Annotated in this window: 14 protein-coding genes and 1 riboswitch; of the genes, 10 read left to right on the top strand and 4 right to left on the bottom strand. The window is 55.5% G+C overall.

What is annotated here, in order from left to right:
- Positions 1-29: 29 nt before the first annotated feature.
- The 6 genes from ACTID9_RS26010 to ACTID9_RS25985 all read left to right on the top strand — a co-directional run bounded on the left by ACTID9_RS26010 (position 30) and on the right by ACTID9_RS25985 (position 6,756).
- Entirely contained in the window at positions 30-1,037 is a 1,008-nt protein-coding gene (locus ACTID9_RS26010; RefSeq protein WP_441072736.1) for a LacI family DNA-binding transcriptional regulator, read from the top strand.
- 46 nt (positions 1,038-1,083) lie between these two features.
- Complete coding sequence (locus ACTID9_RS26005; protein WP_441068131.1) at positions 1,084-2,052, top strand: sugar phosphate isomerase/epimerase family protein; 969 nt, start codon at positions 1,084-1,086, stop codon at positions 2,050-2,052.
- A 10-nt stretch (positions 2,053-2,062) separates the two neighbouring features.
- Entirely contained in the window at positions 2,063-3,121 is a 1,059-nt protein-coding gene (locus ACTID9_RS26000; RefSeq protein ID WP_441068129.1) for a Gfo/Idh/MocA family protein, read from the top strand.
- A gap of 39 nt (positions 3,122-3,160) precedes the next feature.
- Positions 3,161-4,510 (top strand): extracellular solute-binding protein, encoded by a 1,350-nt coding sequence (locus ACTID9_RS25995; protein ID WP_441068127.1) that lies wholly within the window; start codon positions 3,161-3,163, stop codon positions 4,508-4,510.
- A 103-nt stretch (positions 4,511-4,613) separates the two neighbouring features.
- On the top strand, positions 4,614-5,921 hold the full coding sequence (locus tag ACTID9_RS25990) for an ABC transporter permease subunit (RefSeq protein WP_441068125.1): 1,308 nt from the start codon (positions 4,614-4,616) through the stop codon (positions 5,919-5,921).
- Between the two features lie 10 nt (positions 5,922-5,931).
- Positions 5,932-6,756 (top strand): carbohydrate ABC transporter permease, encoded by an 825-nt coding sequence (locus tag ACTID9_RS25985; protein WP_441068123.1) that lies wholly within the window; start codon positions 5,932-5,934, stop codon positions 6,754-6,756.
- 30 nt (positions 6,757-6,786) lie between these two features.
- Here the strand turns inward: ACTID9_RS25985 and ACTID9_RS25980 are convergent, their stop codons facing one another.
- Together ACTID9_RS25980 and thiT are read right to left on the bottom strand one after the other, a co-directional pair.
- A complete protein-coding gene (locus tag ACTID9_RS25980) occupies positions 6,787-7,647 on the bottom strand; it encodes a 5'-nucleotidase, lipoprotein e(P4) family (protein ID WP_441068121.1) in 861 nt (286 codons plus the stop codon).
- 159 nt (positions 7,648-7,806) lie between these two features.
- Positions 7,807-8,358: an energy-coupled thiamine transporter ThiT gene (gene thiT / locus ACTID9_RS25975; protein ID WP_441068118.1), complete on the bottom strand. Its 552-nt coding sequence runs from the start codon at positions 8,356-8,358 to the stop codon at positions 7,807-7,809.
- A gap of 207 nt (positions 8,359-8,565) precedes the next feature.
- A riboswitch (TPP riboswitch) is annotated at positions 8,566-8,676 on the bottom strand.
- A 145-nt stretch (positions 8,677-8,821) separates the two neighbouring features.
- Here thiT and ACTID9_RS25970 point away from each other — a divergent pair.
- Positions 8,822-9,241 (top strand): hypothetical protein, encoded by a 420-nt coding sequence (locus tag ACTID9_RS25970; protein WP_441068116.1) that lies wholly within the window; start codon positions 8,822-8,824, stop codon positions 9,239-9,241.
- A gap of 170 nt (positions 9,242-9,411) precedes the next feature.
- Here the strand turns inward: ACTID9_RS25970 and ACTID9_RS25965 are convergent, their stop codons facing one another.
- Complete coding sequence (locus ACTID9_RS25965; protein ID WP_441068115.1) at positions 9,412-10,656, bottom strand: MDR family MFS transporter; 1,245 nt, start codon at positions 10,654-10,656, stop codon at positions 9,412-9,414.
- Positions 10,657-10,774: 118 nt separating this feature from the next.
- On the opposite strand from ACTID9_RS25965, the gene ACTID9_RS25960 reads away from it, so the two are divergent.
- Together ACTID9_RS25960 and ACTID9_RS25955 are read left to right on the top strand one after the other, a co-directional pair.
- Positions 10,775-11,029, top strand: a complete 255-nt coding sequence (locus ACTID9_RS25960; protein WP_441068113.1) for a hypothetical protein — start codon at positions 10,775-10,777, stop codon at positions 11,027-11,029.
- 5 nt (positions 11,030-11,034) lie between these two features.
- Positions 11,035-11,457, top strand: a complete 423-nt coding sequence (locus tag ACTID9_RS25955; protein ID WP_441068111.1) for a DUF3995 domain-containing protein — start codon at positions 11,035-11,037, stop codon at positions 11,455-11,457.
- A 12-nt stretch (positions 11,458-11,469) separates the two neighbouring features.
- Here the strand turns inward: ACTID9_RS25955 and ACTID9_RS25950 are convergent, their stop codons facing one another.
- Positions 11,470-12,342, bottom strand: a complete 873-nt coding sequence (locus tag ACTID9_RS25950; protein ID WP_441068109.1) for a LysR family transcriptional regulator — start codon at positions 12,340-12,342, stop codon at positions 11,470-11,472.
- Between the two features lie 130 nt (positions 12,343-12,472).
- On the opposite strand from ACTID9_RS25950, the gene ACTID9_RS25945 reads away from it, so the two are divergent.
- The gene (locus ACTID9_RS25945) at positions 12,473-13,255 is read left to right on the top strand and encodes a SagB/ThcOx family dehydrogenase (protein ID WP_441068107.1); all 783 of its coding nucleotides are present in this window, start codon (positions 12,473-12,475) and stop codon (positions 13,253-13,255) included.
- Positions 13,256-13,323 lie beyond the last annotated feature (68 nt).

Below are 13,323 nucleotides of genomic sequence, written 5' to 3'. Positions count from 1 at the left end.
TCCCATAAAACGGAAAGAAGTGACCGACCATTACAGTAACCATTAAGGACATCGCACAACTCGCCAACGTATCCATCGCAACAGTCTCCCGGGTCTTGAACAATTCCAAACCCGTTCGTCCGGAATTGCGGGAGCGAGTCATGAAGGTTGTGGAAGAGACGGGCTTTCAGCCGAACGCTGTCGCCAGAAGTCTGGTCAACAAGGAGACCCGGATCATCGGGGTGATGATTCCCGACATTTCCAACAACTTTTACTCCAACCTGATCTATGGAATCGACAGCGTCATCAGTGAGTATGATTACAGCCTGTTTTTGGCCATCTCGGACGAAGTGGTGGAAAAAGAGCTGAAATTTTTGCGGCTGTTCAAGGAAAAGCAGCTGGACGGCGTGATCATGGCGAGCATCCATTTTCTTGAAGGCCATTTCCAGCAGCTGCAGGACATTCAGGTGCCGCTGGTCGTGACGGGCCATGATTTGCCTGGCTACAACATCCCTACCGTCAACATCAACAACGTCCAGGCTTCCTACGATGCCACCGCCTATCTGATTGCGCAGGGGCATCAAAAGATCGCCTGCATTTCCGGCCCGCTGTGGGACCCGCCGTGCGGCCTCGACCGTCTGGGCGGGTATCGCAAGGCGATGCGGGCGCACGGCCTCGACATTCATGACGGCTTCATGCAGGAAGGCGAGTTCACGGCCAAAAGCGGCTATGAAGCGATGCGGAAAATTTGGGAGGAGAGCGTCCGGCCGACAGCCGTCTTCGTGGCGACCGACCTGATGGCTGTCGGCGTCCTGAATTATCTCTATGATCAAGGAGTCAAGGTGCCGGAAGACGTCTCGGTCATGGGCTTTGACGATTTGGAAATGGCGTCGCTGACGCGTCCGATGCTGTCCACCGTGCACAATGATCCGTACATGTACGGGCGGGCGGCGGCGGAGCAAATATTGAAGCAGCTGCGCAACGAACCGGTGGAAAGGATGAGTATTGTCCCGCATGATCTCGTGATTCGGCAAAGCGTGTGTGCGATCGGGAAGTAAGCATCCATTTTCATAAAAGCAATCGAATGCGAGAGGGGGAAGCGTTTTGAAACTTGGCGTATTCACCGTCCTGTTTGCGGAAAAGCCGTTTGAGGAGATGCTCGATTATGTGAAGGAGGCCGGGCTGGAAGCGGTAGAGATCGGCACGGGAGGCTATCCTGGCGATGCGCATTGCAAGCCCGACGAGCTGTTGGAGCATCCCGACAAGCTGCGCGCGTTCAAAAAGGCGGTGGAGGACCGGGGCCTGACGATCAGCGCGCTCAGCTGCCACGGCAATCCGCTCACACCGGACAAAGAGTTTGCCCGGCATTCCCATGAGACCTTTGTCAAAACGGTCCATTTGGCCGAGCGGCTGGAGGTTTCCGTGATCAACTGCTTCTCCGGCACGGCGGGCGACCATGAGGGGGCCAAATACCCGAGCTGGCCGGTGGCGCCCTGGCCCAACGAGTACCGCGATGTGCTGACCTGGCAGTGGGAAAACAAGCTGATCCCGTATTGGAAAGAATGGGCGGATTACGCGGCATCCCATCAGGTCAAGGTGGCGCTGGAGATGCATGGCGGTTTCCTGGTTCACACCCCCGGCACGCTGCTCAGGCTGCGCGAGGCGGCTGGCGAAAACATCGGGGCCAACTTTGATCCGAGCCACATGTGGTGGCAGGGGATCGACCCGGTGGCGGGGATCAAGATTTTGGGCAAGGAGAAGGCGCTGTTCCATTTCCATGCCAAAGACACGTATATCGATCAGGAAAAGGTGAACATGTACGGTCTGACAGACATGAATTCGTATGCGAATCTGCAGGAGCGCGCCTGGTACTTCCGCACGGTCGGATACGGGCACGATGCGAAAGACTGGGCCGACATGATGAGCGCGCTGCGCATGTACGGCTATGACGGGGCGATCAGCATCGAGCATGAAGATGCGCTCATGTCGATCGAGGAAGGGTTCACGCGCGCGGTGGCCAACCTGCAGCAGGTGATTTTGCGCGAGCCGGTCAAAAATCTGTGGTGGGTGTAGGAGGGAGAGCATGGCGGAGAAGCGGAAATGGAAAATCGGCATCATCGGTGCGGGAAGTATTTCAGAAGCGCATTTGGAGGCGATGAAAGGGGATTCGCGGGCAGAAGTGATGGCGATCGCCGACATCTCGGAGGAGCAAGGGGCGAGTCGAGCGGAGCAGTATCGGATTCCGCAGGTGTTCACCGATTACGGCGAGATGCTTAAGCTTGCGGACATCGATGCGGTCATCGTCTGCGTCCCCAACTACCTGCATATTGAAGCGACCAAAAGCGCGCTTGCGGCCGGCAAGCATGTGCTGTGCGAAAAACCGATGGCGATGAACGTCGCGCAAGCCGAGGAAATGATCGCGGCAGCCAGGCAGGCGGACAAAATCCTCATGGTGGCGCAAAACAACCGGTTCCGCAGCGACACCCAATACGTGAAACAAATGCTGGAAGAAGGCAAGCTGGGTGAGGTATACCATGCCAAGGCGGGCTGGGTCAGGCGAAACGGGATTCCTGGCTGGGGCAGCTGGTTTACGCGCAAGGATTTGGCGGGCGGCGGCCCTTTGATCGATATCGGCGTGCATATGCTCGATGTCGCCTTGTGGCTCGTCGGACATCCGAAGCCGGTTTCGGTGCTCGGCCAGACCTATGCCCAATTCGGGCCGCACAAGCGCGGCTTGTCGGAGTGGGGCCGAAAGGATGAGAGCGGCTATTTTGATGTAGAAGACATGGCGGTTGCCATGATCACGTTTGAAAATGGCTTCACGCTTACGCTGGACGCAAGCTGGGCTTCTCACATCAAAGAGGAAAACGTTTTCCTTGACTTGTACGGAAAAGAGGGCGGTACCTCGCTGCGGCTGATGGATCAGCAATTCGCGTACTACCACGAGCTAAACGGCGCTGCCGCCACCACCGAAATCCAGCCCAATCCGGTGAAGGAGCGGGTGCAGCTGTTCCGCAATTTCCTCGATTCCGTGGAAGGGACGGCGACGCCGCTGTGCACGCCGGAGCAGGCGCTGTACATCAATCGGCTGATCGAGGCGATCTACCTTTCGGCGCAGACGGGGGAAGCAGTCCGATTGTGAACATGGTTTCAGGGAAAGAAAACATAAGGGGGAAATGGAATGAAAGTTTTGAAAGGACTTACATCGGTCGGGCTCAGCTTGTCGATGGCAATCTCCTTGGCAGCATGTTCATCCACTCCACAGCAATCCGCGCCCGCGTCCACTCCGCAGCAGCCGGCAGCACCTACCACAGAGGCACCGAAACCGGAATCCGCACAGCCGCAGCCTGCGGCGGAAAAAGTGAAGCTCGTCTATGCCCGCGGCAAGGACGTCACCGAATCCACGAAAAAGCTTGTCGAAGCTTTCCAGAACGCCCATCCCGACATTGAAGTCGAAATCCGCGAAACGCCTTCCGACACCGGCCAAAGCCACGACCAGTACGTCACCATGTTCAGCGCGCAATCATCCGAAATCGATGTGTTCGACCTCGATGTTATCTGGCCCGCAGAATTTGCCCAAGCGGGATATTTGCTCCCGCTCGACCGCCTGATCGAACAGGACGGGATCGACACCAGCAAATATATCAAGGGCGCCTTGGATGCGGGCAATTTTGGCGGCCAGCAGTGGACCATGCCCAAATTCATCGATGCCGGGCTGCTGTTTTATCGCAAAGATTTGGTCAAGGAAGCGCCGAAAACATGGGATGACCTCATCGCGCAAGCCAAGGCGACAAAAGGCAAGGACGGCATCAAGTTCGGCTATTTGATGCAAGCCAAGCAATACGAAGGGCTTGTCTGCAACTTCGTCGAGTTCGCCGCTGCCTACGGCGGCAAGATTTTGGATGAACAGGGCAATGTGGCGGTGAACAACCCCGGCACGATCAAAGGCTTGAAAAAAATGATGGAGATCGTGAAGTCCGATATTGTGCCGAAAAATATTACGACATTTACGGAGACCGAATCCCATACCGCTTTTATTGAAGGACAATCGCCGTTCATCCGCAACTGGCCGTACCAGTTCGCATTGGCACAGGATCAAACCCAATCCAAAATCGTCGACAAGGTCGCGATCGCTCCATTGCCTTCGGGCGATGCACGCTCGGCGGCGGCGCTCGGCGGCTGGATGGGCGGCATTAACAAATACACCAAGCATCCGAAAGAGGCATGGGAATTCCTCAAATTCATGACAGGTGCCGAAGGACAAAAAATCTCCGCCGTCTCCGGCGGTCTGGCACCGACGCTGCTGCCTGTGTACAGTGATGCGGACGTCCAGAAAGCGAGTCCGCTGTTTGCCAACCAAGATTTTGTCAATGGCGTCAGCGCGGCCGTGTCCCGCCCGACCAGCCCGATTTACCCGAAAATTTCCGAAGTAATCCAAATCGAGGTGTCCAAAGCGCTGGCTGGTCAGCAAACGGCCGAGCAAGCGGCGAAAAACATGGAGACCAAAATGAACGAGCTGATGAAAAAATAAGGCAGGGCACGAAGGTGTAGCCGTAAAAGCCCTCAAGGAAAGCGATGCTGACATCCTTGGGGGCTGCTCACTTTTCGCATGCAGGAAAGGAAGCTGGTGATGGATGACCCGTGTGAAAAAAGGATCACTGTCGGAGAAGCAGATGGGCTATCTTTTGATTGCCCCGGCCTTGCTGATCATTCTCATCATTGCGATTTGGCCTGTCGTACGTTCATTTTGGATCAGCCTGCATGACATCAGGCTCAACGATCCGACCAAAACCGAGGTGCACAACGCGTACGGCCTGGACATGGAGCGGTACGTGAACTCGCTGCCGATTTTGCTGCGCAATCTGACCAAGGAGGCAAATGCCGCCGAAGGCAGCGCCAAGGAAGAGCTGCTGGCATTGAAACAGCAGGCCGAACAAATGAAGGCGACGCTCGCGCAATCGGGCGAAATCGCCCAGCGCTACCAAGAGATTGACAAGCTGTTGCTCGATTTCAAGCCGGTGCCCAATGAACTCAAGTATGTCGCGCTGTCCGATGCTCAGACGCAGGCGCTCCGTGCGACACTGCAGGATCTGGAAACGAAGCTTATGGAAATGGGCAAGCAGAAGCAGCTGGAAAAGCCGGAGGGGGTCATCGCGGTCGTCAAAGGGATCGAAGCCTCGATCATTTCGCCCAACTATGTTGGTTTTGCTTACTATCAGCAGTTTCTGGCGGACAGCCGCATGTGGGCGGCGCTGTACAACACGCTTTTTTTCACGGTGGTATCCGTCGCCATCGAGCTGGTGCTGGGGCTGTGGATCGCGCTTTTGATCAACAAGCAGTTTTACGGGCGCGGTTTGGTGCGTGCGACCGTCCTCATTCCTTGGGCGATCCCGACCGTCATTTCCGCCATGATGTGGAAGTTTTTGTATGACGGACAAAATGGCATTGTGGCGTATCTGTTTGAACAGACCGGATTGGTCGCGGACATGGGGATGCTGCTGACGACAAAGGCGGGAGCGATGTTCTCCGTGATTTTGGCGGACGTGTGGAAAACGACGCCGTTCATGGCCCTGCTGCTGTTCGCCGGACTTCAGACGATACCGCACAGCCTGTACGAGGCGGCGGAAGTCGATGGGGCCGGCAAGGTGCAGCAGTTTTTCCGGATCACGCTGCCGATGCTGAAGTCGACGCTCCTGGTCTCCCTCTTGTTCCGCACGCTGGATGCATTCCGCGTGTTCGACCTGATCTATGCGCTGACGGGAGGCGGGCCGGCCAACTCGACCGAGACGATTTCCATCTACGCGTACAAGACCATGTTTGCGCAAATGAGCTTTGGCGAAGGGTCTGCGCTCGCCGTCATCGTCTTTTTGTGCGTAGCCTTGATTTCGATCGGGTATATCAAAATTCTGGGCGCCGACCTGCTCGGTGAAGGCGGAAGATAGGGGGGAGAGCATGCAGAAAAAAGCAGGACCGCTGTTCTATGTCTTTTTGACACTGTTCATATTCATTGTCATGTTTCCGTTTGTATGGATTCTCCAGGCGGCGCTCAAGCCACCGGGCGAGCTGTTCGGAGACCATGCCTTCCGCCTTGTGCAATCTCCCTCCTTTGACAATTTTGTCCGCGTCTTTACGGAGCGGCCGTTTGCCCGTTATTTGTGGAACTCCACCGTGGTAGCGACGCTTACCACGCTGTACTCCATCGTCATCGCGTCCGCTGCCGCCTATGCGATCGCCTGGCTCAACTTTCGCGGGAAAACGATCATTTTGGGGATCGTCCTGGCCGTCTCCATGTTCCCGCAGATCGCGACCATTTCGCCGATCTTCATGTTCATGCAGTCGATGGGCCTCACGAACAGCTATCTGGGCCTGATCCTGCCGTACACGACATTCGCGCTGCCGCTTGCCATCTGGAATTTGACGATTTTTTTCCGTAAAATCCCGAGCGATTTGGGAGAAGCGGCCAAGGTCGACGGCGCGACAATTTGGCAAACGATGACCAAGGTGTTTTTTCCGCTCGCCATGCCAGGCGTGTTCACAACCACGATTCTGGTGTTCATCGCGGCATGGAACGAATTTTTGTTTGCGCTCACGATCAATACGCAGGAGGCGATGAAGACGGTTCCGGTCGGTATCGTCATGTTCCAGGGGCTTTATACGATCCCGTGGGGCGAGATTTCCGCTGCGTCCATCATCGTCACGATTCCGCTTGTGATCATGGTGCTGATTTTCCAGCGGCGCATCATCTCCGGGCTGACATCGGGCGCGGTCAAGGAATAGGAAAACCCTGCTGAAGCGAGCAGGGTTTTTTTATCGCGCTTGCTGCCGCACGGGGGAAGGCGAAGGAGAGAGCGCTTTTTTTCGCGCTTCCAGCTTCTGCTCCGGGGACAGCTGCCGGTAATTGTACAAGGCGTATTCCCAATCGCCGTACATCGGATTGGGCAGTACGATGAAGGAGCGGCCGAATTTTTCTTTTAACAGATCCACGGCCTTGCTGCGGTCTGCCACGCTGCGCCCATCGAAAATTTGCGCGAAGTCGCTCAGGTTGTCGCCCATCAAAAGCACGATGTGATGGTCGCGCTCGATCTGCTGGCGCCGCGATTCCTTGGAGCTTTCCCCATCGGAGAGGAGCAGGTGGGTTGCCCTCGCCTGCGGGAAACCGGCAGCTATCAGGTTGCGGATAGTGCTGTCGGTGTGCTCGACTGAACGATTGGACACGTAGTAGATGTCCACGCCGCGCTTGTGCGCTTTGGTTAAAAAGTCGACGGCGCCGGGAAGCGCTCGCGCTTGGGCAAGCTTGACCCACTCGTTCCAGGAGAGCGCCTCTGTACCGCTGTGGTTTTCAAGCTGTGCGACGTTATACGGGCTGTTATCCAGCAGCGTTTCATCGATATCGACGATCACGGCCCGCTTTTTCGTGACGGACCGGTCGGCCAAGTCTTTCTCCAGCATCATGTCTGCGAGGGCGAATGCCTGGTAGTAGAGCGCGCGGGCTTCAGCGGAAGTTTGGTACCAGGTGTAGGCCATGACCGATTGCTTCAGCAGTTCATCGGAAGGGTCCGGGCGGGCTGGCACTCTGGCATACGGTGCATGTGCCGCGAGCAGCGGAGCGGGAATGAGCAGCAGACATGCGGCGAACAGCGCCAGCGCTGCGAATGGGCGGTTTCTCATCGGGCGATTCCCTCACTTTTTGTACATGGTGGTTGTCATGACGCATCGTGCGTGATGCATTACTAGCGTGCGTCTCTTTTTCCTGATCCATCCATTTTTTTGCCCGATAAAAAACCGCCAGTTTTCGCTGACGGTTCGGTTGTATGCTTCTGCATGGGCCTATGAGGTATAGGAGCGGGCCAACAAAATTTGCTGCGGTGCTTTTTTGGCGAGCAGCGTAAGCACGATTCCGGTAATGATGAACTCTGGGACCAGGTACGACAGATTGTACAGCGCGGAATACGTGGCGACCGGCATTCCTTCTGGTGCGTAGGAGCCGAACCAGACAACCCCTGATGTGAAGTGGCAGAGGAAGCGGATGGCGATTGCGCCAAACAGGAACGACCAGACTTTTCCCAATTGCGGCACGCCGGCAGCAGGACGCGCGAGTCCGACAAGGCCGACAGCGGTGTAGGCGATCGGATAATCGAGCAGCAGCTGTACCGGATGCACGACATAGCCGCCGATCAGGTGGTCGAGTTCGCCGACGAGAAGGCCGGTGATCAGTCCCGGCACCACGCCCCGGCGCAGGGCGATGATGGCGATCGGCAGCATGATGAGCGAGATGGAGCCGCCCTGCGGCATTTGAAACAGCTTGATCATTCCAAGAATATAGGCAAGAGCAGCCATGATGGCAATTTCGGTCATAATGGTGAGGCGTTTCGTATTCATTTTGTTCCCTCCGTTTTATGGATTCATTGATCGACAAAAACAACTGCCAACGAAAACATCCTTCCCCCTTTCAGCATCGGACTGACGGCGGAAGCGGTGGGAAAACAAAAATGAGTGCATACGGCAGCAAGCGTTCATCGCGCGTTTTGACAGCAAAAAAACCGCTGTGCAAGCAACGGTTTTATCATACAGATGAACATCACACAAGAGTGACTCCATATCATTCCCTCCGCCGGCATTATCCAGATCAGGTCAAACGGTCGACAGCAGCATAGCTGTCCTCTCAGCCTGGTTCCCCAAGCTCCCGCATATTCAATTTTACATAATTATGGTAGCAAATATGTCTGGGTTGTCAAGGGAAAAGCGGGCTCGAACTGTTTTTGTGTACCCCGGTATTCGTCCAATCCACAGCATTTGTCCCGTCATACACTTATCATGACCATAGACGAAGGAGTGGATTGCCATGACATATAATCGACCACCGTATCCGCCGCCCGGTGGTGGGGGAGGCGGGAGCCAGATGTTTCCGCCGGGAGGCAGCCAAATGTTTCCGCCAGGGGGAAGTCAGATGTACCCGCCGGGAGGCAGCCAGATGTTTCCACCGCCACCTGGTGGACAGCATCAGCAAGGCGGGCCAGCAGGGCCGCCGCCTCATCGAACGCCACAGCGTCCGCAAAATCAGCTGTATCGCGTCGATCCCGGCGCCATTTCCGGCTGCTTGTACCGCTACACGTATGTTTGGCTCAATAACGGGCGCCATTTCTGGTTTTATCCAACGTTTGTGGGCCGCACCTCCGTTTCCGGATTCCGCTGGCAGGGCAACATGTGGATGTATTACGGGATCGATCTCAACCGGATCGAATCGTTTACCTGCCACTACTAACGGCGCGTGCTTCCATGCTCATCAGCAAAAAGCCACCTTTTAGGGTGGCTTTTTGGTCGTGTAAGAATTTATAAGTGCATGCGCTTATAAATTCTGGAGCGGAAGAAAAACTTCCACAGATCGAAGGATCTGCTTCTTGAAAGGACTTCTGAAAGAAGTTTTTCTTATCGTTATTCCGCAGCGATAGGCTGCGCCGGGCAGGCTTCTTTCCCTTGCCGCTTTTCCCATAAGTGCTGTCCGCGATGAAAAAACGGAAAGGCGAGAAAGGTAAGCAGCATCAGCACCCCGAATATGACCGGTCCTTGCCCGAACCCGAAGGCGTTGAGCAATATCCCGCCGAGCCACGCCCCGCCGCTCTGGCCGATGAAGGCGAAGCCGCTCGCGCCATAATACGCTCCGCGCAGGTGTTCAGGGGCGATTTCGCCGATCAGCACATCGCCGATGACAAAGCAGAGAATTTCGCCGATCGTAAACAACACCATTGAAAAAGCGAGCAAAACCATGTTGTCAAACACCCCGAATCCGAACAAGCCGATGCCGAACAAGAGGCAGCCCGCTTTCAGCGAGGTTAACGAGGAGAAGCGTTTCATCAGTTTGGCCAGCGGAAACTGAAACACCAGCACGGACAAGGTGTTCACGATAAACAGGAACGAATACGTCTCGACGCGATCGTTGCCGATATATTGCGATAGCGTCGTATCCAGATGCGAGTAGGCGCCTGTGACAAACACATTGCCAAGCAGAAGATAGCGAAAGACTTTATCGGTGAAGACGGTTTTCACCATCTGCCGGATCGGGATGGTGGTCATTTTTTCCCGGAGCTGCTGGCGATACGTCAGCATGAAACAAACGATGACCGCCACATAGAAGGCAGAGATCGCGCTGCTGGCCAAAAACGGCAAAAACGAGGCGGACCCTCCGGCGCCGAGCTTCAAGCCAACAAGCGGCCCGATCGCCCCGCCGATATTAATCGCGAAATAACGCGCATGAAACGCATTGGCACGTCGTTCCGGCGGCGTCACATCCGTAAGCAGCGCTCGCGCGGCCGGCTCGAATATGCTGCGGCACAATCCGTTGATTGCACTTAGCACAAAAAACAGCCATGTTGCATCAGCCAGCGCGAAACCGGCGAAGGCAAGGCTCCAAACCGCCATCGAGCCGATCATGACCGGATAACGCCCCAGCCGATCGGACAGGCCGCCAAAAAAGCTGCTCAACGTCCCGACGAAAAAACTGACGGCCAGTATCGCGCCGATTGTGGCCGGATCAATCCCCTTCACTTTTCCCAAGTATATGCCCAGAAAAGGAATCGTCATGAAAAAACCGGTGCGCGACAAAAACGTGCCGATGATGACCCCCCACGCGACCGGATGAAAGTGAAAAAATTCGCGTAAACGTGCAGCATTGATGCTCATCAACGATCAACCTCCCTCAAGGGAACTATGGTTTCATTATAGCTATCCCAAAAGCGACAAAAAGGGTATGATTCGATTACAATTGTTCACCTTTTGCGGGAAGGAAAGGGGAGGTGCTGTGCAGACGGTGTTGTATTATTGGGAGCTGCGCCACTGGCTGAAGCCCCATGCGATCAACACGCCCATCGCGATAACGGTTGAGCAGCTTGCCGGTGTCTGGCACTGTACGGCCCGCGATGTGAAAGCGATGATCCGCAAGCACGGTCACACCGTGCCTCGCCCATGCCTGGGAGAGCCATCGACAGGGCAGGGAGTGGATCTTTTATTTGCGCAAAGGCATCATGAGGAGCTTATAAACGAAGAGAGGGGATGAACCGGATGACGCTGTTTTTTGCGTGGATCGTCAGCGGACTGTTGACGGTGATTGGAATCATGCATGGGTATTGGTGTTTTGGCGGCAAGGCCGGGACAAAGCAGGTGATCCCGACCAGGAACGGCCAACCGCTGTTCAAGCCGGGTAAAATCGGCACGGCGATCATCGCGCTTTTGGCATGGGCAGGTGCGTTTTTGCTGCTTGTCCAGGCGCATGTGATCGAGGTGCCCCTTCCAGCTTGGATTCCAACCTGGATTTGCTGGGCAATGGTGGCTGCGCTCTATATGCGGGTCATCGGCGACTTCCGCTTTATCGGCATTTCCAAACGATACAAGACCTCGCTTTTTGCCAAATACGATTCCATGATCTACGTTCCGCTGTGCTTCACGTTGGCCAGCCTGGCTTTGGTCGTCATGCTGAACACATGAAAAAACGCCCGATCAGTCAGCGGTCGATCGGGCGGCAAACACACTTTGCGCATGCAAGATAAATTCGGCGGTCATGGGGGAGACGGTCTGCAAATCGCGGACGGCCATGACCAGCTCGCGCGAGATTGCGGGGCGGAGCGGAATCGGAGCGACTTTTGGCAATCGTTCCGGCATGTACAGCTCCGGCAAAATCGTCACGCCCACCCATTCCTGCACCATGGCGAGGATAGTGCCTGCATCGCGCACCTCAAAGGTGCTGACGGGGACGATCCCGTTGTCATGGAGCAGCTTTTTCATGCAATCATCTTTCAGCATGATGAAGCATTTGTCGGCAATCTGCTCGAAAGAAAGGGCCGTTTCCGTGCGAAGCGGATGATCGTCGGGGATGACAACCATCATTTCGTCGCGGACGAGTGGAAAGACATGCACGTCTTTTTCCGGATGGATGGTAAAGCCGACATCCACGACCGAACCGGCGAGCCAATGGTTCACCTCGGCATGCTCGCCCTCAAACAGAACGATCTCCACCTGCGGGTACCGTTTGCGGAAAGCGCCGATCAACCCGGGCAAGATCCGATTCGATACGCTATGAATGGAGCCGATGCGCAAGGTGCCTGTTTCGATGCCTTGATAAGCGTCGGCTTCTTCTTTCATGCAGCTGGCGATGCGCAAAATCTCCCGCGCGTGTTGCAGCATCCGCTCGCCGATGCTGGTGATCGCGATGCCGCTCCGGCTCCGGTTGAACAGCGTAATGCCCAGCTCATCCTCCAGCGAGCGAATCATCTGGGAAACGGCCGATTGGGTGAAGCCCAGCGCTTCCGCGGCCCTGGTAAAATTCCTCGTTTCCGCCACCGTAATGAACACATGCAGCTGGGTGTGTGTCATCCTTCTTCTTCCTTCCATTAGTTAAAACTAATCAAAAGTATCACGAAACATCGTTTTACTGATTATAACACAGTTCGTATACTTGGTTCTGTCAACGGCTTCAAACCGTGAAAACAGGAGGAGAGAGAACATGCATCCGGATTGGCAAAAAATTTGCAACGATTTTCTGCAGGCAACATCCTATGCGATCGGCGATTTGGAGGAGGGCTGGGCGGCCAAGTTTGACTTTTCCAAACGCGTCCCGACTTATTTGCGGTACCTGGAGGCAAAGGTGCGTATTCCGCTTGGCAAGCCTGACTTTCCGGCATCACCTGATTTGTGGGAGCTGGTGCAAAACCGCCGGGCGCGACGCAACTTTCTCAATCAGCCGCTCACATTAAATGAGCTGAACATTTTGCTGTGGGGCACCCAAGGCATCACGGCCGACATGGGCGACTATCAGCTGCGCACGACTTCTTCGGCAGGAGCCTTGTATCCGATCGAAACCTATCTGCTCATCAATCATGTGGAGGGCGTGGAAAAAGGGCTGTACCATCTTGATGTCGAGGAATGGTGTCTGGAGGGGCTGAAGCTGGAAGATGTGTCCGAGATCGCCTATCTGTTTACGGAAAAACAGGAAATGGCGCGCCGGGCTGCCGTCAATTTTGTCTGGACTGCTGTCGTCGAACGGACGAGACAAAAATACAAGGAACGCGCGTATCGCTATATCATGTGGGAGGCAGGTTACGTCGCGCAAAATCTCCATGTGGCGGCAAACGGCCTGGGGCTTGGCGTCTGCTCGATCGGGCATTGGTTTGATAAAGAGATGAGCGAGTATCTCGGCATCGATGGCATCGAGCATCTCTCGGTTCAGATGGCATCGGTAGGCAAGGTAGAAGGGATCGACTGGCTGCGCGATCGCCGGCCGTCGTAAGGATGAGCTGCCTCGGCCCGATGAAACGTAAAACAACCTGCGAAGCTGCAAAACGATAGAGGGTTTTG

Origin of the sequence: Brevibacillus fluminis (assembly GCF_052072235.1) — a bacterium.
Taxonomy (GTDB): domain Bacteria; phylum Bacillota; class Bacilli; order Brevibacillales; family Brevibacillaceae; genus Brevibacillus_D; species Brevibacillus_D fluminis_A.
The sequence above is the reverse complement of the archived record's forward strand: the minus strand, read 5'-3'. Positions and strand labels throughout refer to the sequence as shown.

What these genes read in the sequence shown, in the direction of transcription:
- ACTID9_RS26000 (WP_441068129.1), top strand. Translation starts at nt 2,063, where the DNA reads ATGGCGGAGAAGCGGAAATGGAAAATCGGCATCATCGGTGCGGGAAGT.
- ACTID9_RS25995 (WP_441068127.1), top strand. Translation starts at nt 3,161, where the DNA reads ATGAAAGTTTTGAAAGGACTTACATCGGTCGGGCTCAGCTTGTCGATG.
- ACTID9_RS25990 (WP_441068125.1), top strand. Translation starts at nt 4,614, where the DNA reads ATGACCCGTGTGAAAAAAGGATCACTGTCGGAGAAGCAGATGGGCTAT.
- ACTID9_RS25985 (WP_441068123.1), top strand. Translation starts at nt 5,932, where the DNA reads ATGCAGAAAAAAGCAGGACCGCTGTTCTATGTCTTTTTGACACTGTTC.
- ACTID9_RS25980 (WP_441068121.1), bottom strand. Translation starts at nt 7,647, where the DNA reads ATGAGAAACCGCCCATTCGCAGCGCTGGCGCTGTTCGCCGCATGTCTG.
- thiT (WP_441068118.1), bottom strand. Translation starts at nt 8,358, where the DNA reads ATGAATACGAAACGCCTCACCATTATGACCGAAATTGCCATCATGGCT.
- ACTID9_RS25970 (WP_441068116.1), top strand. Translation starts at nt 8,822, where the DNA reads ATGACATATAATCGACCACCGTATCCGCCGCCCGGTGGTGGGGGAGGC.
- ACTID9_RS25965 (WP_441068115.1), bottom strand. Translation starts at nt 10,656, where the DNA reads ATGAGCATCAATGCTGCACGTTTACGCGAATTTTTTCACTTTCATCCG.
- ACTID9_RS25955 (WP_441068111.1), top strand. Translation starts at nt 11,035, where the DNA reads ATGACGCTGTTTTTTGCGTGGATCGTCAGCGGACTGTTGACGGTGATT.
- ACTID9_RS25950 (WP_441068109.1), bottom strand. Translation starts at nt 12,342, where the DNA reads ATGACACACACCCAGCTGCATGTGTTCATTACGGTGGCGGAAACGAGG.
- ACTID9_RS25945 (WP_441068107.1), top strand. Translation starts at nt 12,473, where the DNA reads ATGCATCCGGATTGGCAAAAAATTTGCAACGATTTTCTGCAGGCAACA.